The organism is Streptomyces griseorubiginosus, assembly GCF_001514195.1.
Taxonomy (GTDB): domain Bacteria; phylum Actinomycetota; class Actinomycetes; order Streptomycetales; family Streptomycetaceae; genus Streptomyces; species Streptomyces griseorubiginosus.
Map to the genome: position 1 here is coordinate 168,591 of NZ_KQ948744.1, position 19,100 is coordinate 187,690.

Annotated in this window: 23 protein-coding genes; 10 read left to right on the top strand and 13 right to left on the bottom strand. The window is 70.4% G+C overall.

The genetic code is table 11. From position 1 onward, the window contains the following. Positions 1 to 66: 66 nt before the first annotated feature. Both AQJ54_RS35940 and AQJ54_RS35945 read right to left on the bottom strand, forming a co-directional pair. Positions 67 to 1,596 carry an MFS transporter gene (locus AQJ54_RS35940; protein WP_391147472.1) on the bottom strand — a complete coding sequence of 510 codons (1,530 nt, stop codon included), beginning with the start codon at positions 1,594 to 1,596 and terminating at the stop codon, positions 67 to 69. Beyond that, entirely contained in the window at positions 1,593 to 2,570 is a 978-nt protein-coding gene (locus AQJ54_RS35945) for a zinc-binding dehydrogenase (RefSeq protein WP_062244749.1), read from the bottom strand. The genes AQJ54_RS35940 and AQJ54_RS35945 overlap by 4 nt, the downstream gene beginning before the upstream one ends. A gap of 196 nt (positions 2,571 to 2,766) precedes the next feature. Here AQJ54_RS35945 and AQJ54_RS35950 point away from each other — a divergent pair, with 196 nt between their 5' ends. Continuing rightward, positions 2,767 to 3,441 (top strand): pentapeptide repeat-containing protein, encoded by a 675-nt coding sequence (locus AQJ54_RS35950; protein WP_174856938.1) that lies wholly within the window; start codon positions 2,767 to 2,769, stop codon positions 3,439 to 3,441. A 103-nt stretch (positions 3,442 to 3,544) separates the two neighbouring features. On the opposite strand, the gene AQJ54_RS35955 is transcribed toward AQJ54_RS35950, so the two are convergent. Further along, a complete protein-coding gene (locus AQJ54_RS35955) occupies positions 3,545 to 4,045 on the bottom strand; it encodes a hypothetical protein (RefSeq protein WP_020140113.1) in 501 nt (166 codons plus the stop codon). A 39-nt stretch (positions 4,046 to 4,084) separates the two neighbouring features. Here AQJ54_RS35955 and AQJ54_RS35960 point away from each other — a divergent pair, with 39 nt between their 5' ends. After that, positions 4,085 to 5,527, top strand: coding sequence for a M1 family metallopeptidase (locus AQJ54_RS35960; RefSeq protein ID WP_211278623.1), 1,443 nt, complete (start codon positions 4,085 to 4,087; stop codon positions 5,525 to 5,527). A 28-nt stretch (positions 5,528 to 5,555) separates the two neighbouring features. Here AQJ54_RS35960 and AQJ54_RS35965 read toward each other — a convergent pair whose 3' ends face one another. Together AQJ54_RS35965 and AQJ54_RS35970 are read right to left on the bottom strand one after the other, a co-directional pair. Then, entirely contained in the window at positions 5,556 to 6,086 is a 531-nt protein-coding gene (locus AQJ54_RS35965; RefSeq protein ID WP_062244752.1) for a GNAT family N-acetyltransferase, read from the bottom strand. A gap of 105 nt (positions 6,087 to 6,191) precedes the next feature. Further along, positions 6,192 to 7,055, bottom strand: a complete 864-nt coding sequence (locus tag AQJ54_RS35970) for a LysR family transcriptional regulator (RefSeq protein WP_062244755.1) — start codon at positions 7,053 to 7,055, stop codon at positions 6,192 to 6,194. A gap of 169 nt (positions 7,056 to 7,224) precedes the next feature. Here AQJ54_RS35970 and AQJ54_RS35975 point away from each other — a divergent pair, with 169 nt between their 5' ends. Continuing rightward, complete coding sequence (locus tag AQJ54_RS35975) at positions 7,225 to 8,109, top strand: aldo/keto reductase family oxidoreductase (protein ID WP_062244757.1); 885 nt, start codon at positions 7,225 to 7,227, stop codon at positions 8,107 to 8,109. A gap of 70 nt (positions 8,110 to 8,179) precedes the next feature. Here the strand turns inward: AQJ54_RS35975 and AQJ54_RS35980 are convergent, their stop codons facing one another. Both AQJ54_RS35980 and AQJ54_RS35985 read right to left on the bottom strand, forming a co-directional pair. Further along, the gene (locus tag AQJ54_RS35980) at positions 8,180 to 8,350 is read right to left on the bottom strand and encodes a hypothetical protein (RefSeq protein WP_020140110.1); all 171 of its coding nucleotides are present in this window, start codon (positions 8,348 to 8,350) and stop codon (positions 8,180 to 8,182) included. A 112-nt stretch (positions 8,351 to 8,462) separates the two neighbouring features. Then, positions 8,463 to 9,398, bottom strand: a complete 936-nt coding sequence (locus AQJ54_RS35985) for an alpha/beta fold hydrolase (protein ID WP_248845509.1) — start codon at positions 9,396 to 9,398, stop codon at positions 8,463 to 8,465. A gap of 119 nt (positions 9,399 to 9,517) precedes the next feature. Between AQJ54_RS35985 and AQJ54_RS35990 the strand changes: the two genes are divergently transcribed. Then, entirely contained in the window at positions 9,518 to 10,120 is a 603-nt protein-coding gene (locus tag AQJ54_RS35990) for a TetR/AcrR family transcriptional regulator (protein ID WP_062244763.1), read from the top strand. A 2-nt stretch (positions 10,121 to 10,122) separates the two neighbouring features. On the opposite strand, the gene AQJ54_RS35995 is transcribed toward AQJ54_RS35990, so the two are convergent. Together AQJ54_RS35995 and AQJ54_RS36000 are read right to left on the bottom strand one after the other, a co-directional pair. Further along, positions 10,123 to 10,716 (bottom strand): Uma2 family endonuclease, encoded by a 594-nt coding sequence (locus AQJ54_RS35995; protein WP_062032572.1) that lies wholly within the window; start codon positions 10,714 to 10,716, stop codon positions 10,123 to 10,125. A 52-nt stretch (positions 10,717 to 10,768) separates the two neighbouring features. Then, positions 10,769 to 11,617: a helix-turn-helix domain-containing protein gene (locus AQJ54_RS36000; protein WP_062244765.1), complete on the bottom strand. Its 849-nt coding sequence runs from the start codon at positions 11,615 to 11,617 to the stop codon at positions 10,769 to 10,771. Positions 11,618 to 12,024: 407 nt separating this feature from the next. Between AQJ54_RS36000 and AQJ54_RS36005 the strand changes: the two genes are divergently transcribed. Then, complete coding sequence (locus tag AQJ54_RS36005) at positions 12,025 to 12,846, top strand: hypothetical protein (RefSeq protein ID WP_062244768.1); 822 nt, start codon at positions 12,025 to 12,027, stop codon at positions 12,844 to 12,846. Continuing rightward, complete coding sequence (locus AQJ54_RS36010) at positions 12,843 to 13,082, top strand: hypothetical protein (protein WP_159055601.1); 240 nt, start codon at positions 12,843 to 12,845, stop codon at positions 13,080 to 13,082. Before AQJ54_RS36005 ends, AQJ54_RS36010 begins: the two co-directional genes overlap by 4 nt. Here AQJ54_RS36010 and AQJ54_RS36015 read toward each other — a convergent pair. Next, entirely contained in the window at positions 13,079 to 13,480 is a 402-nt protein-coding gene (locus tag AQJ54_RS36015; protein WP_062244773.1) for an ATP-binding protein, read from the bottom strand. The two genes, AQJ54_RS36010 and AQJ54_RS36015, sit on opposite strands and share 4 nt — an antisense overlap. Before the next feature lie 153 nt (positions 13,481 to 13,633). On the opposite strand from AQJ54_RS36015, the gene AQJ54_RS36020 reads away from it, so the two are divergent. Together AQJ54_RS36020 and AQJ54_RS36025 are read left to right on the top strand one after the other, a co-directional pair. Further along, positions 13,634 to 14,458, top strand: coding sequence for a helix-turn-helix domain-containing protein (locus tag AQJ54_RS36020; protein WP_062244776.1), 825 nt, complete (start codon positions 13,634 to 13,636; stop codon positions 14,456 to 14,458). Then, complete coding sequence (locus AQJ54_RS36025; protein ID WP_062244779.1) at positions 14,455 to 14,658, top strand: DUF397 domain-containing protein; 204 nt, start codon at positions 14,455 to 14,457, stop codon at positions 14,656 to 14,658. Before AQJ54_RS36020 ends, AQJ54_RS36025 begins: the two co-directional genes overlap by 4 nt. A 59-nt stretch (positions 14,659 to 14,717) precedes the next feature. Here AQJ54_RS36025 and AQJ54_RS36030 read toward each other — a convergent pair whose 3' ends face one another. Continuing rightward, positions 14,718 to 15,293, bottom strand: coding sequence for a TerD family protein (locus AQJ54_RS36030; RefSeq protein WP_030318007.1), 576 nt, complete (start codon positions 15,291 to 15,293; stop codon positions 14,718 to 14,720). Positions 15,294 to 15,471: 178 nt separating this feature from the next. Between AQJ54_RS36030 and arfB the strand changes: the two genes are divergently transcribed. Continuing rightward, positions 15,472 to 15,900: an alternative ribosome rescue aminoacyl-tRNA hydrolase ArfB gene (gene arfB, locus AQJ54_RS36035; RefSeq protein ID WP_030318004.1), complete on the top strand. Its 429-nt coding sequence runs from the start codon at positions 15,472 to 15,474 to the stop codon at positions 15,898 to 15,900. Positions 15,901 to 16,020: 120 nt separating this feature from the next. Here arfB and AQJ54_RS36040 read toward each other — a convergent pair whose 3' ends face one another. Both AQJ54_RS36040 and AQJ54_RS36045 read right to left on the bottom strand, forming a co-directional pair. Continuing rightward, positions 16,021 to 16,491 (bottom strand): GNAT family N-acetyltransferase, encoded by a 471-nt coding sequence (locus tag AQJ54_RS36040; RefSeq protein WP_062244783.1) that lies wholly within the window; start codon positions 16,489 to 16,491, stop codon positions 16,021 to 16,023. Positions 16,492 to 16,534: 43 nt separating this feature from the next. Beyond that, positions 16,535 to 17,080, bottom strand: a complete 546-nt coding sequence (locus tag AQJ54_RS36045; RefSeq protein WP_107121212.1) for a flavin reductase family protein — start codon at positions 17,078 to 17,080, stop codon at positions 16,535 to 16,537. 324 nt (positions 17,081 to 17,404) lie between these two features. Here AQJ54_RS36045 and cdgB point away from each other — a divergent pair, with 324 nt between their 5' ends. Next, positions 17,405 to 19,060, top strand: coding sequence for a diguanylate cyclase CdgB (gene cdgB / locus AQJ54_RS36050; RefSeq protein ID WP_062033663.1), 1,656 nt, complete (start codon positions 17,405 to 17,407; stop codon positions 19,058 to 19,060). Positions 19,061 to 19,100 lie beyond the last annotated feature (40 nt).

The window sequence follows — 19,100 nt, forward strand, 5'->3', positions numbered from 1 at the left end:
ACGAGGGGGCGGCATCGGAGTCATCCGGTGTCGTCCCCTTTTCTCATGCCTCCGGTTCCGGCTTCCTCATGCCACGGACTCCGGCACCGGTGCCGGAGCGGGCGCCCCCTGCTTCGGGGGCTTCGCCGTGACCATCAGGCCCGCGATGAGGCCGGCCAGGAGCATGATGCCGGCGGCCCACCAGATGGCCACCGTGTAGCCGTGGACCACGCCTTCCTTGACGACGAGGGCCTTCTGCGCGGGGTTGGTGAGGTGTGCGGTGATGTACGCCGTGCTGCTGGTGGTGGCGATCGTGTTGAGCAGGGCCGTACCGATCGAACCGCCCACCTGCTGCGAGGTGTTGACGGTCGCCGAGGTGACCCCGGAGTCCTGCGGGGCGACGCCCGCCGTGGCCGTGGAGAACACCGGCATGAAGGTGAGGCCCATGCCCAGGCCCATCAGGAGCAGCGCGGGCAGGATCTCGGTGGTGTAGGAGCTGTCCACCGTCATCTGCGTGAGGATCACCATGCCGCTCGCCGCGAGGATCATGCCGGGGACCATGAGCATGCGCGGTGCGACCCGGTTCATCAGCCGGGCCGAGATCTGGGTGGAGCCGACGATGATCGCGGCGGTCATGGGCAGGAACGCGAGCCCGGTGCGGACGGGGGAGTAGGCCAGCACGACCTGGAGGTAGTAGGTCATGAACAGGAACAGGCCGAACATCCCGATGACGGCGAGCCCCATGGTCAGGAAGCAGCCCGCGCGGTTGCGGTCCTTGACGATGTGCAGCGGGAGGAGGGGCATCGGGGCCCGGGACTGCCACCACACGAAGATCGCCAGGAGCACGACGCCCCCGAAGAGCAGCGTCATCACCAGCGGGTCGCTCCAGCCCCGCGGCTGGGCCTCGCTGAAGCCGTAGACGATCGCGACCAGGCCGCCGCAGCCCAGCAGCACGCCGGGCACGTCGAGGCGGGCGCCCGCGTGGCCGGGGCGGTCGTGGAGGAGGACGAGGGCGCCGAAGAAGGCGATCACCGCGATGGGCACGTTGACGAACAGGCACCAGCGCCAGTTCAGGTACTCGGTGAGCAGTCCGCCCACGATGAACCCGATCGCGGAACCGGAGCCCGCGAGGGCGCCGTAGATCCCGAAGGCCTTACCGCGCTCCTTCGGGTCGGTGAAGGTCGTCGTCAGCAGGGACAGCGCGGAGGGGGCGAGGACGGCCGCGAAGACGCCCTGGAGGGCGCGGGCGGCGAAGAGCATGCCGGAGCCGGTGGCGGCGCCGCCGAGCGCGGAGGCGGCCGCGAAGCCGACCAGGCCGATCATGAAGGTGCGCTTGCGGCCCACCAGGTCGGCGATGCGCCCGCCGAGCAGGAGCAGACCGCCGAAGGCGAGGGTGTAGGCGGTGATCACCCACTGCCGGTTGGCGTCGGACATGCCCAGGTCCTGCTGTGCGGAGGGCAGGGCGATGTTCACGATGGTCGCGTCGAGGACGACCATCAGCTGCGCGAGGGCGATGACCACCAGGCCCCACCAACGGCGTGGATCTTCACCTGTCCGGGTGACATTCACCTGGCCAGAAGACCATGGATCGGTACGGGACGCATCTGGGCGTGTCATGGCTCGAGGACCACCTTTCCGGTTGTGCCGCGGGTCTCCAGCGCGCGGTGCGCGGCGGCCGCCTCGGCGAGCGGGAAGCGCTGCACGGCGGGCCTGAGCCGGCCCGCCGCGGCTTCGGTGAGGGCGCGGAGTTCGAGGGTGCGGAGCGGTTCGGGTCCGGCCTTGCGCAGCATCGCGGGGCCGAGGACCTGTTCGGATACGCCTTCGACGAGGTAGGGACTGCCGTCGTGGATGCCTTCGCCGGACCAGCCGAAGACGATGTGCTGTCCTTCGGGGCCTAGGAGGCGAACGGATGCACGGGCGATGTCCCCGCCCACCCCGTCGAACACGACGGTGGCGGGCCGGCCGCCGAGGAAGGCGCGGACCTTGCCGGCCCACGCGGGGTCCGTGTAGTCGACGGCGAGGTCGGCGCCGTTCTCCGCGACCAGGGCGACCTTGCGCGGCCCGCCCGCGAGGCCGACGACGGTGGCCCCGGCGTTCTTCGCGTACTGCACGAGCAGCGTGCCGATGCCTCCGGCGGCCGCCGGGATCACCACGACGGAGTCCGGGCCGAGTGCGGCGAACTGCACGATTCCCATCGCGGTACGGCCCGTGCCGATCATGGCGACGGCCTGGGCGAAGTCGAGGCCGGCGGGGATCTCGTGGACGCGCTCCACGTCGGTGACGGCGAGTTCGGCGTAGCCGCCGGGGGCGAAGCCGAGATGGGCGACCACGCGCTTGCCGAGCCACAGCCCGGCGACGCCGTCCCCCAGCGACTCGACGATCCCGGCGACCTCGCGGCCGGGAACGGTGGGCAGAGCGGGCGGCTCGGGCAACGGTCCCTGGTGGCCCTCGCGCAGGGCGGTGTCCAGGAGGTGGACACCCGCGGCGCGTACGGCGACACGGACCTGGCCGGGACCCGGTGTCGGGTCGTCTGTGGTCTCGTAGGTGAGGTTCTCGGCGGGTCCGAAGCTGTGCAGGCGGATGGCGTGCATGGGAAGAGCTCCTCTGTCGTCCTGTCGGTCCGTCCTCGGGGGCCCACTCTTCGACCTCAAGCGTGCTTGAGGTCAAGGCCCCTGAGGCCCAGTGCCAGGGACACCCCCTATGACTGCCGGAGGGCGCCGGAATGTGACATGGGGGCTGTTGTTGCAGGTCGGGGAGGTTGTCAGCGGTGGGGTGCAGGATGGGGGCATGGTGAGCCGAGGGACGGGTGCGGGCAGGGTGAAGGGGGCGCGGCGGCCGGAGGTGCGGTTGCCGCCGCTGGAGCCGTTCGGGGGAGGGGAGCTGGAGCCGGACGGGGACTACGACGGGCTGGAGTTCCCGGAGACGGACTTCGCGGGCCAGGACGGGGCGGGGGCCCGTTTCATGGACTGCGCGCTGAGAGGCTGCGCACTGGACGAGACCCGGCTGCACCACGCCCGCTTCCTGGACTCGGTCCTCACCGGGGTCCGGGGTGTCGGCACCGATCTCGCCGAGTCGACCCTCCGGGACGTCGAGCTGGTCGACGCCCGCCTGGGCGGAGTGCAGTTGCACGGGGCGGCCCTGGAGCGGGTCGTGATCCGGGGCGGCAAGATCGACTACCTGAACCTGCGGACGGCCGTTCTGCGGGACGTCGTCTTCGAGGGCTGTGTGCTGGTGGAGCCGGACTTCGGGGGCGCGCGGCTGGAGCGCGTGGAGTTCGTGGACTGCGCGCTCAAGGGCGTGGACCTCACGGCGGCGACCCTCAAGGACGTGGACCTGCGCGGCGCCGCGTCACTGGAGATCGCGCGGGGGGTGGACCGCCTGGCCGGGGCTGTGATCAGCCCGTCCCAACTCCTGGACCTGGCCCCGGTGCTGGCGGCGGAGGTGGGGATCAGGGTGGAGTAGGGGTCCCCGGGGTCCGTCCGGACAGGTCAGCGCTCGGTGAGGACCCGGCGAGCGGCACCCCACGGCCGGGGTCGACCCGAGGAGATCCGGGAGCTGCTCTCGGTCACTTCACCCGTGGGAAGCGGGCCTGGAGGGTCCAGATCGCCGGGTTCTCGCCCAGGTCCTCGTGGAGGTCGATGAGGTCGGCGATCAGGTCGTGCAGGAAGTCACGTGCCTCGCGGCGGAGTTCGGCGTGGGAGAAGGTGAGCGGGGGCTCCTCGGCCCGCATCCAGTCGGCCTCGACGTCCACCCAGCCGAAGCGGCGCTCGAAGAGCATGCGGTCCGTGGACTCGGTGAAGTCGAGTTCCGCGTGCTGGGGGCGGGAGGCGCGGGAGCCGGCCGGGTCGCGGTCGAGGCGTTCGGCGATGTCGCACAGCGCCCACGCGAAGTCGAGCACCGGCACCCATCCCCAGGCTGTGGACAGCTCCCGGTCCTCCTTGGTGTCCGCGAGATAGACGTCCCCGCAGAACAGGTCGTGCCGCAGCGCGTGCACGTCCGCGCGCCGGTAGTCGGTCTGCGGGGGGTCAGGGAAGCGGTTGGAGAGGGCGTAGCCGATGTCGAGCACGTACGTGATGGTGTCACGGGGGGCTCGTAGGATCGCCGCGTGCCCCGTTCCGCGCCGTACGCCCCCCTCGCTCACCTCACTCCCCTCTCCGCCCGCTCCCCCCTCTTCCTGTTCCTCGCGGTCGCCCTGACCACGTGCCTGCTGACCGGGTGCGACGGCGGGGTGCACGGCACCCCCGGCGGCTCCGGCCTGCGCGACCCGTACTTCCCCAAGGCGGGCAACGGCGGCTACGACGTCTCCCACTACGACCTCGACCTCGCCTACGACCCGCACACCGAGCACCTCTCCGGCACCGCGACCCTCACCGCCCGAGCCACCCAGGACCTCACCGCCTTCGACCTCGACCTCGACGGCCTGGACGTCGAGAAGGTCACCGTCGACGGCGACGGGGCCCGCTGGAACCGCGCCGGTCAGGAGCTGACCGTACGGCCGCACCACGACCTCGACGAGGGCCGCGCCTTCCGGGTGACCGTCCGCTACTCCGGCACCCCGAAGACGATCACCGACCCGGACGGCTCCGAGGAGGGCTGGCTGCCCAATGACGACGGCGCGGTGGCCCTCGGCGAACCCACCGGGTCCATGGCCTGGTTCCCCGGCAACAACCACCCCTCCGACAAGGCGTCCTACGACCTCACGATCACCGTCCCCGAGGGCCTCCAGGCCGTCTCCAACGGCGAGTTGACGGCACAGCGGACCGCGGACGGCCGTACGACGTCCACCTGGCACACCGCCGAGCCCATGGCGAGCTACCTCGCCACCCTCGCAATCGGCCACTACGACATCCAGCGCTCCACCACCCCCTCCGGCCTGCCCCTGTACACGGCCGTCGACCGGACGGAGGTGGCCGCGAGCCGGAAGGTGCTGGCGCGGACCCCGGAGGTGCTGCGGTGGGAGGAGGACACCTTCGGGCCGTACCCCTTCTCCTCCGCGGGCGTGATCGTCGGCCCCCGGGGCTCCGCGGGGTACGCCCTGGAGACCCAGAACCGCCCCTTCTTCCCCGGCCCGCCCGACACCGCGACCCTCGTCCACGAGCTGGCCCACCAGTGGTACGGCGACTCGGTGTCCCCGCGAAGCTGGCAGGACATGTGGCTCAACGAGGGCTTCGCGACCTACGGCGAGTGGCTGTGGGAGGAGAAGCACGGCGGAAGAAGCGCGCAGCAGATCTTCGACGAGGTGTACGCCCGCGGCGCGGACGACGACGTCTGGGCCTTCCCTCCCGCCAAGCCGTCGAGCGCCGCGCACATCTCCGACAGCCCGGTCTACGTGCGCGGCGCGATGGTCCTGCACCTGATCCGGCGGACGGTCGGCGACACCGTCTTCGCCCGCATCCTGCGGGGCTGGGCGACGGTCCACCGGCACGGCACCGCGGACACCGCCGACTTCACGGCGTACGTCGAGAAGCAGGCCCCGGACAAGGACTTCACCTCGATCTGGGACGACTGGCTGTACGGCGAGGGCAAGCCCCCGAAACCGGGGTCCTGAGGCCATCGGCCGTCCTGCTCACCGCCCCTCAGCCGCGGCTCCCGCCCGACAGCTCCTTACGCAGCACCGCGCAGGGCCGGCCCCGGCCGCGGTCGGCCCGGTGGTCGATCACCTCGTAGCCGAGGGCCGTCCAGAAGGCGAGGGCGCGGTCGTTGCCGTCGAGGACGGCGAGGCGTACGGCGGTACGGCCCTCGGCGCGGAAGCGGTCCTCGACGAGCTCCGCCATCGCCCGCCCGTGGCCCTGCCGGTGCACTGCGGCGTCCACCATCAGCAGCCCGATCCAGGGGTCCGGGTCGGCCGGGTCGGGGTGGCGGCCGAGCGTGACCACGACCCCGACGAGGTGCCCCTGGCTGCGCGCGAGCAGCACCTCCGCGTCCGGCTGCGCCAACTCGTCGGCCAGTTCGGCGGCCACCTGCTCCGGGCGGATGTCGTCGGGATCGGGAAAGTCACCGCTGAGGGCGTGGAAGTCCCGGTTGGCGGCGTAGAGGGCGGTGAGTTCGGTGAGGAGAGGGGCCGGGATGTCACGGTCCGGCGTGAGGGGGAGGGGGCTGAGACGCATACCGGCACGGTAGTTGCCGCCTGCTGTCACCCGGGTGCGGCAGGGTCCCCGGCGGGGCGGTCGCGGCCGGGTCTCCGGGTCCGGCTGGGTCTCCCGGCGGGGCGGTCAGAGCCGGGTCGCCGTGCGGATCAGGGTGGCGAGGGGGAGTGAGCGGCTGTGGGCGGGCCAGACGATGTGGGTGACGACCGGGGGCGCGTCGGTCAGGGGGACCGCGGCGTGGTCCGACCACAGCCAGGCGCGGGCGGAGTCGGGGAAGACCGCCACCGTGCGGCCGAGCGCGATCAGTTGGGCCAGTTGCGTCTGGTCGTGGATCTCGGGGCCCGGGCCGGGCGGGTAGGTGCCGTCGTGGGACCAGCGGGCCAGCGGCAGGTCCGTCACGTCGGTGACCTCGGCCAGGGACAGCGACGCGCGCGCGGCGAGGGGGTGCCCGGCGGGCAGGACGGCGATCTGCCCCTCGGTCAGCAACTCCTCGCTGTCGAATCCGGCGAGGGAGTTGAACGGTGTGTGCATGAGCGCCACGTCGGCGCGGCCGTCGCGCAGCATCTCGCCCTGCTCGCACGTGCCGCTCGGCAGCACCTCGACCTCGACCGCGCCGGGCTCGGCGGCGTAGGCGTCGAGGAGCTTGTGCAGCAACTCGTGGGACGCGGCGGCCTTGACCGCCAGCACCAGCCGGTTGCGGCGGGCACCGGTGCCGTCGGTCGCACCGGCCCGGGAGGTCCGGCGGGCGGCGGCGGTGACCGCGTCCAGGGCCGCGCGGCCCTCGTGCAGCAGCATCTCTCCCGCGTCGGTCAGGGCGACCCCGCGGCGGTCGCGCTCCAGCAGACGGACGCCGAGCCGCCGCTCCAGCTGCTGGACGGCCCGGGACAGCGGGGGCTGGGCCATGCCGAGGCGCTGGGCGGCACGGCCGAAGTGCAGTTCTTCGGCGACGGCCAGGAAGTATCTCAACTCGCGGGTTTCCAGGGTCTCCACCCGTCCAGCGTAACCGGCCGGTGATACCCGCCGGGTATCACAGGACACCGCTTCGGTATTGGCGGCGCCGGTCCGGGTCGGCCGACCATCGAGCACATCGACGGCGTCGCGGCCCGATGTCCTTTTGACTCACCCGACGCCCTTTCGGCTCAGCAGGGGAGACACAGCCATGAGCACATCGTCCGCCGCACCGTCCACCGCACTGCCCGGTGGCACCTGGGCCCTGGGCGACCTGACCGTCACCCGCTTCGGCTACGGCGCCATGCAGCTCGCCGGACCAGGGGTCATGGGCCCGCCCGCCGACCATGACGGCGCGCTCGCTGTCCTGAGGGAGGCCGTGGACCTGGGCATCACCCACATCGACACCGCCGGCGCGTACGGGCCACGCGTCACCAACCGGCTGATCCGGGAGGCGCTGCACCCCTTCCCGGCCTCGCTGCACATCGTGACCAAGGTCGGTGCGGAACGCGACGGACAGGGCGGCTGGCCTCCCGCCCGGCGGCCCGAGCAGCTGCGTCGCGCGGTCCACGAGAACCTGGAGGACCTCGGTCTCGACGCGCTCGACGTGGTCCACCTCCGCCTCAGCGATGCGCAGGGCCCCCGCCCCGGCTCGCTCGCCGAGCCTTTCGAGGCGCTCGCGGAACTCCGGCGGCAGGGCCTGATCCGGCATCTGGGAGTGAGCAACGCGACCGCGGAACAGGTCGCCGAGGCGCGGGAGATAGCCCCGATCGTGTCCGTCCAGAACCTGTACAACCTCGCCCACCGCCACGACGACGACCTGATCGACGACCTCGCCGCCGAGGGCATCGCCTATGTGCCGTTCTTCCCGCTCGGCGGCTTCACCCCGTTGCAGTCGTCGGCGCTGACCGCCGTGGCCACCCGGCTGGACGCGACGCCGATGTCGGTCGCCCTGGCCTGGCTGCTCCGGAGGTCCCCGAACATCCTGCTGATCCCCGGCACCTCGTCGGTGGCCCACCTGCGCGAGAACATCACCGGCGCAGGCCTGACCCTCTCGGACGAGGACGTCACCGAGCTGGACAAGATCGGCACCTGAACATGCCTGGGGCCCCGGGAACGAACCTGCCCGGGGCCCCACAAACCGGCTGCTGCTTCCCTGTGACTGCCTACCAGCGATACCAGCGGCCCTTACGACCGCCCGCGTCCGCGCTGCGCAGCACGAAGCCGAGCAGCCAGACGACCAGCACGATGACGGCGAGCCACCACAGGGCCTTCAGCGCGAATCCCGCACCGAAGAGAAGCAGGGCCAGAAGCAGAACGACAAGCAGGGGAACCATAGTTATCAACCTCCGCCGATCCTGTTGCCCGGCGATTCGAAGAACACACAGCCAATCTGCCTGGTTTCTTCACGACTCTTCCGGGAACTGGACCCAGTTTCGTCACCGGCGTTCAGTGCGTTGCCGGTCGGCCGATCTCCGTGGCGTCCATGAAGTCGAGCATCTTCCGGTTGGTCAGTTCCGCGTGGTCGATCTGCGGGCCGTGGCCGGTCCGGGAGATGATCTCGGCCCTGGCGCCGGGGACCAGCCGGGGTACGCGTTCGACCTGCCGGTCGGGGTGGACCAGGAGGCTGCGCCTGCCGAGCACCAGGTACAACGGCGTGCGGATCGCACCCAGTTCGGCCTCGGTGAGTGGCTGCGGCACCGGACGGCGGATGCGGTAGGCGCGGACCGCCGTGCGGATCATGGTGCGCAGTTCCGGGACGACGAGTACGGGTTGCTCCAGCCAGGACGCGAGACGTGGCCGCAGCGCCTTGGGCGCGAAGGTGGCGAACAGGCTCGCGAAGATCCATACGAAGAAACGCAGCCCCACCTTCTCCAGGCCCCCGGGGTCGAGCAGCGTGACCGACGCGAGGCGTTCCGGTGCGCGGTGTGCCTGGTTCAGGACGAGCCAGCCGCCGTACGACGAGCCGAGGAGGTGCACCTGGTCGAGCTCGAGCCCGGCGAGTGTCTCGTCCAGCCACTGTGCGGCCCGCTCGGGCTCGTGGAGGGGTGCCCGCTGCACGCTGCGGCCCGGGTCGCCCGGGGTGTCGATGGCGTAGACAGGCCGTTCGGCGCTGAGGGCGGGGGTGTTCGGATACCACATGGCGGAGCAGGAGCCGGCGCCGTGGACGAGGACGACGGGGGTGCGCTCGCGGGCGGCCGGGTCCTGGGGGTCGTAGCGGTAGACGTGCGTGGTCCCGAAGGACGTCTCCACGTCCAGCTCCGCGGCGGCGGGTGCGCCCAGCGCGTAGACCGCGTCGCAGGCGGCGAAGTAGCGGTCGCGCCAGGCGTCGCTGACGAAGCGGCCGACATCGGGCTGGGAACGGGCGGTTGTGGGCTCGGGCACGGCCACCTCCTGGGCAGTCGATCTTTGTGATACGAACGTACCACGAAAATGGTACGGCTGTATCATAAAAAATCGGTGGCGGAGTCCCGGTAGCGGACCAGGAGCGGAGAGGTCGAACCATGCCCAAGCGCGTGGATCACGCGGAGCGGCGCACCGAGATCGCGCGGGCCCTCGTCCGGGCCGCCGGGCGGCAGGGGCTGCACGCGGTCGGGATGCGGGACGTGGCGGCCGAAGCGGGTGTCTCCCTGCGGCTGGTGCAGTACTACTTCGAGTCCAAGGAGAAGCTGCTCCTGTTCGGACTACGGCACCTGGCCGACAGGTTCGGGGAACGGGTGGCCGCCCGGGTCCGCGCCGCCGGTGACGACCCCGGGCCGCGGGCGGTGATCGAGGCGCTGCTGATGGCGGCGCTGCCGGTCGACGAGGAGAGCCGTCTGTTCCACCACCTCTACACCTCGTACGCCGTCCTCTCGGTCACCGACGAGGCCCTCGCGGCCCAGCCCTTCATCAAGGACCCCGACGCCGCTGAGACCACCCTCGCGGGGCTGCTGCGGCAGGCTGCGGACACCGGGCTGCTGCGGGCCGGTACGGACATCCACGCCGAGGCGGTCGGCCTGCTGGCCATGTCCGCGGGCCTCGGCACCAGCGTCCTGGTGGGCCAGCGCGACGCCGACTCCGCCAAAGCCGTACTCCGGTACCACCTGGACCGGATCTTCCGGGGCTGAAGCTAGTCCTGGTACCTCGGCAGGTCGTCCGTGGAGATGGTCCAGTCGCCGATGGTGACGGCCTCGCCGTAGACGAAGTCCTTGCGGGTGGCGTAGCGGGGGCCGGCCGGGGTGGGGTGGATGTCGGTGAGGACGGCGCCGGTGGCGGTGCGCGGGTCGAAGATCGCGTAGACGGGGACGCCGATCAGGGGGTAGTCGCGAACCTTGCTGACCCAGTCGTTGTCCGGGTTGGAGCGGGAGACGACCTCGATGGCGGCACGGACCGTCCGGGGGTCGAATGAACCGTCCCCTTCCATCTCCGCCTCGGTGATCACCATGACATCGGGGCGGCGCATGATGCCTTCGGGCTCGTCCTCGACGTCGGGTTCGCCCGTGTGAGCCACGAGCGCCTCTGGCATCACCTGCTCCAGACGTTTGCGGACGCGCAGCACGGTGAGTTCGTGCGGCTTGGAGGGCGACATCATGTCGAGGACGATCCCTTCCTTGGTGATCTCGAACTTGCCGGGAAGGGTGTCGTCCGTGGAAAGCACGAAGTCCCGCATGGCCCGGTAGAGAAGCGATGCGCCCTGCCGCATGTCGTCCGGGGCGATGGTCATGGCACTCGCTCCTCGTCGTCTGTGCCCAGGGGCCAGGATCGTCACGTCCATGCTAGGCCGCGCTCGCGAGATCGCCTCGGCAGTCGCGGCAGTGGCCCGGGGATGGGGCGCGGAAGGCGCGGTCGCAGGTGTCGCAGGTCTGGAGGGGGTGGCGGGTTTCCGGGGGTTGGACCGGAGGTCGGTACGGGGGCAGGGGTGGGAGTTCTGCTGTGAGGCGGTGGGCCAGGAAGGCCGCCGGGCGGTGCAGGGGTTCTGAGGGCAGGCGGGCTGTCAGGGCGTCGCGTACGGCGGTCGGGGTCAGGTCTCGTTCCAGCCAGGCGGCGACCCCGGGGGCCAGGTGTTCCGTGTCCGTGGCCGACAGGAGCAGGCGGGGGTCGTGGCGGCGCAGGGTGCTCAGGACGTCGATGGCCTGCTGGATGAGGGCAGGGGATCGGTAGCCCGGCTGCGGTACGGCGGGCAAACGGCGCGGGCGGGGCTCTTGCCGCTTCTTCGGCGGGCCGGGGGCCTGGTCCTCGCCGGCGCGGCTGCGATGACCAGGCCGGTTGCAGGAGACCGTGCGGGTGACGATGTGGCCCCCGGCGACGCGTTCGCGGGTGCGGCGCAGGTAGCCGTGGGCCTCCAGTTCCCGCAGGGCGGCGGCGATACGGTCCCGGCCCTCGGGGAAGCGGGACGCGAGGGTCTTGATGTCCACGGAGGCGCCGGCGGGGAGGGACTGGATGTACAGGGCCAGCCCTCTGGCCACGAGCGAGAGCTCGGGGTGCTGGGCGAGGTGGTTGCCGATCACCGTGAAGCGTTCGGTGTGCCGGGCGTTCTCGTGAACGAGGCCACCCACGCGGGGGTGGTTTTTGCCCTCGGTACGGGACTGGGGGCGCGGGGGCGCGCTAGGGTTTTGCGTGTCCATCGGGAAGCTCATTTCTTCCTAGGTGGCTGCCACCAGGAAGCGATCTCTTCCTTGGTGGCTAGGCCCTCGCATCGGGATGCCAGTCCCCGCGAGGGCCGTTGTCTTTCCGCGGCAGGTCCGCGGTCGTGTTGCGCTGACTGTAGAGCAAGCAACCGGGCCGAAATCCAGCTGAGTTGGCGATGTTCACTCGGGCGAGTGAGGCGAGTTGAGCTGCGGCTTCGGCGGGAGGAGGGGTGGGGCTTGGTGAGGTTTCTTTCTCCCGGAGTTCTTTCAGAAAGAGCGCCCGCGACACCGGCGCCCGGATCCCCAGGTGCCGGTGCTTACGCACTTATTGCACAAAAAATCTTCACCCCACCAGCGCGTGTTCCTAGGATGCGGAGATCAACAGACCCGTACGTGGGGGATACATGCGAATACGCCTTGTGGTCACCGCCGTTGTCTCCGGAGCCGTCGCGCTGTCCGCGCTCGCCGTTCCGGTCGCCGCGCAGGCAGCGGAACGTGTGCCGGCGAAGCTCCGGCCGAACGACTCGCTGGGGAACACCAAGTTCTCGAACGCCGTCGTCAACGGTGGCAAGGACATCGTGCTCGGCACCAGCGGCACGAAGTCCGTCGTCGTCACGTACACCGCCACCGACCAGAACGGCATCGCGCTCACCGAGGCGTTCCTCTGGCAGGGCACCGACAGCTCGACCACGGAGGGCATCACCGGTGGCCTCGGGACGGACGACGACCCCGACTGCACGGAGACGGCCACGCAGGGCACCTACCACTGCAAGGCCGTCTTCAACATCCACCCGGCCACCGACATGAAGGACAACGGCGTCGCCGGGACCTGGAAGCTGTTCCTGGGCGCCTGGGACCTCTACGCGAACGCCAGTTACAACGACGACGTCACCACCGCGTCCATCAAGAAGGCCGCCACGCTGACCGCCGACGCGACTCCCGAGCCGGTCAAGAAGGGCAAGACCATCACGGTCACGGGCAAGCTCGCCCGCGCGAACTGGTCGACGGGCAAGTACGCGGGCTATGTCTCGCAGCCCGTGAAGCTCCAGTTCCGCAAGAAGGGCAGCAGCACCTACACCACCCTCAAGACGATCAAGACCAACAGCACGGGCGTCCTGAAGACCACGGCCAAGGCCACGGTCGACGGCTACTACCGCTACTCCTTCGCCGGCACCTCCACCACCGCCCCGGCCACGGCCCCGGGCGACTTCGTCGACGTCAGATGACAGTGGAGGAGAACGCCGGCCGTGGAGACGAGGTCGTCGGGTTCGTCGCCCTGATGCTCCTGGGCAGAGCGGCCCTGACCTTTGTGTTCGACCTGTTCTCCCTGGCCCGCGACTTCTCCGTCGGAAAGCTGGCGGACACCCTGCTCGACCTGGTTGTGGGAGTGGCCGTCTCTCTCCTCCTGCTCTGGCTTCTCGTCCGGCTCAGGGCGTGGAAGAGGCGGCGGACGCAGAGCTAGGGGAACGTCACCTCGGCCCACACCGTCTTGCGCGGTGCGGGGCCGGGGGAGACGCCCCAGCGGGTGGACAGGGCGGCCACCAGCAGGAGGCCCCGGCCCGACTCCGCGTCCGGGGACGGGAGTTCGGGGTACGGGAGGCGGTCGCCCCTCGTGTCCGTGACCTCGATGCGCAACGTGTCGCCGACCACGTAGAGCGTCAGGCGGAAGTCCCTCCCTGGCACCCTGCCGTGCGTCGCCGCGTTCGCCGCCAGCTCCGCCACGATGTGCTCCGCCGGGTCCAACGGCAGGCCCCACTCCCGGAGTTGTTCGCACGCCAGCAGTCTCGCCAGGCGGGCTCCCCGGGGAGTGGCCGACAGCGGCACGCTGAAGTTCCTGATGACCGCGGTTTCCTGATTCACGTCACTCAGCGTGCTGACGCTCGCTTACCGTGAACAGTGACTGAGCCGATACGTACGGTGACTGTCCGGAGCTTGTCCGGTCGTGTCCGGGCTGTCCGGGGCGGTCGTACGGGTAGGGCGTCGCGGTAGGCACGTACGGCGGAGGGGCGCGGAATGAGCGTGGACGGCGAGACGGTCGATCCGGACGACGAGTGGGGTGTCGCGGTCATCGCGACGGTCGGACGGCAACTGAAGCTGCGGCGGGAGGCCGTGGGGATGCGGGCCGGCGAGTTCGGGGAGGCGGTCGGGTACGGGGAGGACCTCGTCTACAAGATCGAGGGCGGCAAGCGGATTCCCCGGCAGGAGTATCTGGACAGAGCGGACGAGGTGCTGGGGGCCGGTGGGCTCATCTCCGCGGCCTGGGAGGACGTCAAGAAGGTCCGGTATCCCAAGAAGGTCCGCGAGCTGGCCAAGTTGGAGGGGCAGGCCGTCGAGATCGGCGTCTACGAGTGCAACATCGTCGCCGGGTTGTTGCAGACCCCGGAGCATGCGCGAGCCGTCATCTCCGCCGCGCAGCCGCCGTATTCGCCGGACGACGTGGAGCGCATGGTCAACGCTCGGCTTGCGCGGCAGGCCGTCTTCGAGCGCGATCCGGCGCCGTCCATTCACTTCGTGCTGGAAGAGGCGGCCTTGCGTCGTCCCATCGGAGGCACAATGGTGTGGCGACGGCAGCTCGAACGCCTGCTGGAGGTGGGGCGGCTGCACAACGTCGTGCTTCAGGTGATGCCGCTGAACACCGAGGTGCACTCCGGTCTGGACGGAAGGATCGAGGTGCTGAAGTTCCCTGACGGTACGGCGGTTGGGCGGTCCGACGGTCGTGCGACCTCGGATCCGAAACAGCTGCGCATCCTGGAACTGCGGTATGGCACGATCCGCGCGCAGGCTCTCTCACCAGGGGAGTCGCTGGTCCTCATCGAACAACTGCTGGGAGCAACATGATCCGCAAGCCCGCTGCCGGGGAGGTCTCCGACCTGGCGTGGTTCAAGAGCAGTTACAGCGGCGGCAATGACGGCAACTCCTGCGTCGAGATCGCGGTGGCGCCCCGCACGGTCCACGTCCGTGACTCCAAGCACGACACCACCGGCCCCCGCCTGGCCTTCACCTCGGCCAGCTGGACCGCGTTCGTGTCGCAGGCCTGACGCCGGAGCCCCCGGCCGGTACGACCAGGGGCTCCCGCTCAGCTCAGCGCAGCGGAACGTCAGACGTTGACGCCGAAGTCCTGCGCGATGCCCGCCAGGCCGGACGCGTAGCCCTGGCCCACCGCGCGGAACTTCCACTCCGCGCCGTTGCGGTACAGCTCGCCGAAGACCATCGCCGTCTCCGTGGCCGCGTCCTCGGAGAGGTCGTAGCGGGCGATCTCGGCGCCGCCGGCCTGGTTGACGATGCGGATGTAGGCGTTGCGGACCTGGCCGAAGTTCTGCGAGCGGTTCTCCGCGTCGTAGATCGAGACCGGGAAGACGATCTTGTCGATGTCGGCCGGGAGGCCGGCCAGGTTGACGTTGATCGCCTCGTCGTCGCCCTCGCCCTGGCCGGTGCGGTTGTCACCGGTGTGGACGATGGTGCTGTCCGGGGTCTGCTTGTTGTTGAAGAACACGAAGTGGGCGTCCGAGTAGACCTTGCCCTGCGTGTTGACCGCGATCGCGGAGGCGTCGAGGTCGAAGTCCGTGCCGGTGGTGGTGCGGACGTCCCAGCCGAGGCCCACGGTGACGGCGGTCAGGCCCGGAGCCTCCTTGGTGAGCGAGACGTTGCCACCCTTGGACAGGCTTACAGCCATTGTTGGGAGTCCCTTCCCTCGTTAAGTAACGGGCACGAAGCTACAGCTACCTCTATGAACGCCGCGAGAGGTGTCCAAGGTTCCCCGCTTCTTTACTTTCTTTACCCAAGCCGGAGCAGGCGGCGGGCCGGGGATATTGGGGTGACGTGGACCGGTCAGAGGCGGGAACATGGACCCCATGTCCGGTCCTCACGTCATCCGCGGCTCCGTCTCCCTTCCCGAGGCCGAGCTCATGTGGCGTTTCTCGCGGTCGTCCGGTCCGGGCGGTCAGCACGTCAACACCAGCGACTCCCAGGTGGAGCTGCGCTTCGACCTCGCCCGCACCGAGGCCCTGCCCGACGTCTGGAAGCAGCGGGCCCTCGACAGGCTGGCCTCGCGACTCGTCGACGGGGTCGTGACCGTACGGTCCTCCGAGCACCGGTCGCAGTGGCGGAACCGGGAGACCGCGGCCGTGCGGCTGGCCGCGCTGCTCGCCGAGGCGACGGCGCCGCCGCCCAAGCCCCGGCGGCCCACGCGGATCCCTCGCGGGATCAATGAGCGGCGGTTGCGGGAGAAGAAGGCGCGGTCGGACACGAAGCGGGGGCGGTCCGGGCGGGACTGGGGGTAACCGGTCGTCGGTCGGGTGCGGCGCCGTCGTGGCTGGTCGCGCCCACGCGGCGGGGCCGCAATTGATACAGTCCCGCGCCCCTTAAAAAGCAGGCTCGCCGCGTTCACGTTCGTACACGGCCTACCCGAGGTCCAGGACCCCCACCGTCTCGCCCCCGCTCAGCTCGCCGTTCCTCCGGAAGCCCAGCCTGAGGTAGAACTCCGCCGGGCCCTTCTCGCCCTCGTGCCAGGTGACGTACAGCTCCTTCGTGCCCCGGCGGCGCAGCTCCGCGGCGACGGACTCGACGGCGAACCGGCCGTAGCCCTGACCCTGCGCGTCGGCCGCGATGTTCAGCCGCCACAGGCCGGAGCGGCGCAGGGTGCCGCCGTCGGCGCGCCAGTCGATGTCGAGGAAGGCCATGAGGAAGCCGACCGTGCGGTCGCCGTCGACGATCAGGCGCGGCCAGGCCACGCCCGGGGGATGGACGTAGGCCTCGGCGAGCGACTGCATGACGGGGGAGACCGCGAATTCCTGGTCGGGGTGAACGCGTATCGCGGTCGCGGTTTCGAAATTCCCGGGTGTGACTTCTTCGAGGCGTGGTGCGAATGTCATCCGGGGACCTTAGGCGGGAGCATGCGTGCGCCGCCAACGGAATTCATCCCAACTGCCGATACCTGCCCCGGAAATAGGCAAGCGGCCCGCTGTCCGCGCTCGGCACCTCCGCCGTCAGGACGCGGCCGATCACCAGGGTGTGGTCGCCGGCCTGGACGCGTTGCTCGGTGCGGCACTCCAGGGTGGCGAGGGCGCCGCCCACCAGTGCGGCGCCGGTCGCCGCGCCGCGGACGTACGGGATGTCCTCGAACAGGAGGCGGTCGCTGATGCGGCCCTTCATGGCGAAGCGGCCGGCGATGTGCCGCTGGCTCTCGGACAGGACGGAGACCGCCCAGTGCGGCTGCTCGTCGAGCAGGTCGTCCATCCGGGAGCCGGTACGCAGGCTGACCAGCACCAGAGGCGGGTCGAGGGAGACCGACAGGAAGGCCGTGGCGGTCATGCCGACGTCCTCGCCGCCGGGGCCGTCGGCGTCGAGCGGGGGCTCGAACGCGGTCACCAGGACCACACCCGCGGCGAGCCTGGACATGGCCGCGCGGAACTCGTCGTTGCTCACCCCCACAGCATGCCCGGAGGTGGGCGAGGGGATCATCGGGGCGGCGGGGGCGGAGGAGTTCGACACGCCGGAAACGCTAATCTCGGCGGCGCGTGCCGCGCATCGGGCCTCCGCCCGAGACCGGACCTAGGTCTCCCGGCGGAGCGCCCACCAGCGTCTCCACAAAGAGCCAAAGTTTGTGCTCAGTAAGTGCACAGGAAAAACGCAGAAACCCCGCTCAATTGCTCACCTTTCGCTGTGACTTGAGTCACAAGAGGTGCCAATTGTTGACCCTGTGTACCGAGCGGGCAGCGCGCTGTGATTCAGTGGCTGGACAGATGACCCTTGATTCGCTGCGAGGTCTCGGGGGGAGGGCAAGCAATGGAGACCGAGTCGGAGCCCTACGTCCGTCTAGCGTCCTTGCGACAACTGCACCAGGTCATGGCCGACATGAACACGGCCCGTAGCCTGGCCGACACATTGCAGACCGTCGCCAACGGCGTGGTCACCGCACTCGGTTACGAGCTGGCGTGCGTCAATCTCGTGCGCCCCGACGGCGACCTCGTGGTCGCCGCCCTCTCCGGCAACCAGGCCGCCGAGGCACTGATCACCGGCCGGACCGGCTCCCGCGAGTCCTGGGAGCGACGGCTGAGCATGGGCGAGACCTGGGGCGACCTGGTCTTCATACCGCACACCGAGGGCTGGGTCCTCGACGACGACGACGTCCCGCAGTGGTACACCGACGGGCCCGCGCCCCGCTTCGAGGACGAGTGGCACCCCTCCGACCGGCTCTTCGCGCCCATGTACACCCCGAGCGTGTCCGGCGGCCAGTGCGGCGAGCTGATCGGCGTGCTCTCCGTGGACCGGCCGCGCAACGGCCGCAGGCCCGGCGCCTGGGGTCGTGAAGCGCTCCAGATGTACGCCTTCCAGGCCGCCATCGCGATCAGCAACGCGCGTCTACGTGCGAACATGCAACGGGCACTGGTCAGGCTCGAAAGGGAGCAGCAGGCCCTGCGGGCCAGCGAGGAGAGCTTCCGGCAGGCGTTCGAGTACGCCCCCTCCGGCATGGCCATCGCCGAGATGGGCGGCGACCAGCACGGCCGGATCCTGCGCACCAACGACGCCCTGTGCCGCCTGCTGGGCCGCCCCGCCTCCGCGATGCGCCGCTACTCCTTCTCCGACCTCGTCCACCCCGAGGACATAGGCACCCTGCTGCGCACCTCGGCGGAGGGCGGCCGCGCGGAGCTCCGCCTCTGTCGCCGGGACGGCACCTACCTCTGGGTCTCCCTGCGCAACTCGGTGGTCGCCGACGCCGCCGACGGACCGCGCTTCCTGCTCACCCACGTCGAGGACATCGCGGAACGCAAGCAGCGTGAGATGCAGCTCGCCCACCGCGCCTCCCACGACTCCCTGACCGGGCTGCCGAACTCCGCCGAGCTGCGCGCCCGGCTCTCCTCCCGGCTCTGTCAGCGCCCCACCCACTCCGGCGCCCTGGAGCCGATCGACGCGGCGTTCGGCCACCCCGCCTTCGACGCGGCCGGCCACGGCTTCGACTTCCGGCAGGGCGGCGCGCAGGCGTACGACACCTTCGACCACCATGTGCACACCGTCGCCCCCGAGGGGGACCGCGACGACGGCACCAAGGGGCTCGCGGTCCTCTTCTGCGACCTCGACGGCTTCAAGTCGATCAACGACCGGTTCGGCCACAACGCGGGTGACGCGGTTCTCATCGAGGTCGCCCGGCGGCTGTCCCAGTGCGTCCGCGACGGCGACACCGTGGCCCGGCTCGGCGGCGACGAGTTCGTGATCCTCGCCGACGGGCTCGGCAAGGCCGACGCCGCCGACCTCGCCGTACGCCTGCGCAACGAGATCATCCAGCCGATCCGGGCCGAGGGACGGGCCGTGCGGGTCGGCGCCAGCTTCGGCATCGGCTGGGCGCACTGCGGGATGACGGCGGACGAAGTGTTGAAGTCAGCCGACGAGCGGATGTACGTCGAGAAACGATCTCGTCCCAAACAACACAGACGCGCGGGCTGACGCCCAGGTCAGCGAGTTGATGCGATCCGGGTCACCCGTT

Excerpts from the sequence above, each read along its gene's own strand:
- AQJ54_RS35940 (WP_391147472.1), bottom strand. The coding sequence starts at position 1,596 with ATGACACGCCCAGATGCGTCCCGTACCGATCCATGGTCTTCTGGCCAG.
- AQJ54_RS35945 (WP_062244749.1), bottom strand. The coding sequence starts at position 2,570 with ATGCACGCCATCCGCCTGCACAGCTTCGGACCCGCCGAGAACCTCACC.
- AQJ54_RS35950 (WP_174856938.1), top strand. The coding sequence starts at position 2,767 with ATGGTGAGCCGAGGGACGGGTGCGGGCAGGGTGAAGGGGGCGCGGCGG.
- AQJ54_RS35965 (WP_062244752.1), bottom strand. The coding sequence starts at position 6,086 with ATGCGTCTCAGCCCCCTCCCCCTCACGCCGGACCGTGACATCCCGGCC.
- AQJ54_RS35975 (WP_062244757.1), top strand. The coding sequence starts at position 7,225 with ATGAGCACATCGTCCGCCGCACCGTCCACCGCACTGCCCGGTGGCACC.
- AQJ54_RS35980 (WP_020140110.1), bottom strand. The coding sequence starts at position 8,350 with ATGGTTCCCCTGCTTGTCGTTCTGCTTCTGGCCCTGCTTCTCTTCGGT.
- AQJ54_RS35990 (WP_062244763.1), top strand. The coding sequence starts at position 9,518 with ATGCCCAAGCGCGTGGATCACGCGGAGCGGCGCACCGAGATCGCGCGG.
- AQJ54_RS35995 (WP_062032572.1), bottom strand. The coding sequence starts at position 10,716 with ATGACCATCGCCCCGGACGACATGCGGCAGGGCGCATCGCTTCTCTAC.
- AQJ54_RS36000 (WP_062244765.1), bottom strand. The coding sequence starts at position 11,617 with ATGGACACGCAAAACCCTAGCGCGCCCCCGCGCCCCCAGTCCCGTACC.
- AQJ54_RS36005 (WP_062244768.1), top strand. The coding sequence starts at position 12,025 with ATGCGAATACGCCTTGTGGTCACCGCCGTTGTCTCCGGAGCCGTCGCG.
- AQJ54_RS36010 (WP_159055601.1), top strand. The coding sequence starts at position 12,843 with ATGACAGTGGAGGAGAACGCCGGCCGTGGAGACGAGGTCGTCGGGTTC.
- AQJ54_RS36020 (WP_062244776.1), top strand. The coding sequence starts at position 13,634 with ATGAGCGTGGACGGCGAGACGGTCGATCCGGACGACGAGTGGGGTGTC.
- AQJ54_RS36025 (WP_062244779.1), top strand. The coding sequence starts at position 14,455 with ATGATCCGCAAGCCCGCTGCCGGGGAGGTCTCCGACCTGGCGTGGTTC.
- AQJ54_RS36030 (WP_030318007.1), bottom strand. The coding sequence starts at position 15,293 with ATGGCTGTAAGCCTGTCCAAGGGTGGCAACGTCTCGCTCACCAAGGAG.
- arfB (WP_030318004.1), top strand. The coding sequence starts at position 15,472 with ATGTCCGGTCCTCACGTCATCCGCGGCTCCGTCTCCCTTCCCGAGGCC.
- AQJ54_RS36040 (WP_062244783.1), bottom strand. The coding sequence starts at position 16,491 with ATGACATTCGCACCACGCCTCGAAGAAGTCACACCCGGGAATTTCGAA.
- AQJ54_RS36045 (WP_107121212.1), bottom strand. The coding sequence starts at position 17,080 with ATGATCCCCTCGCCCACCTCCGGGCATGCTGTGGGGGTGAGCAACGAC.
- cdgB (WP_062033663.1), top strand. The coding sequence starts at position 17,405 with ATGGAGACCGAGTCGGAGCCCTACGTCCGTCTAGCGTCCTTGCGACAA.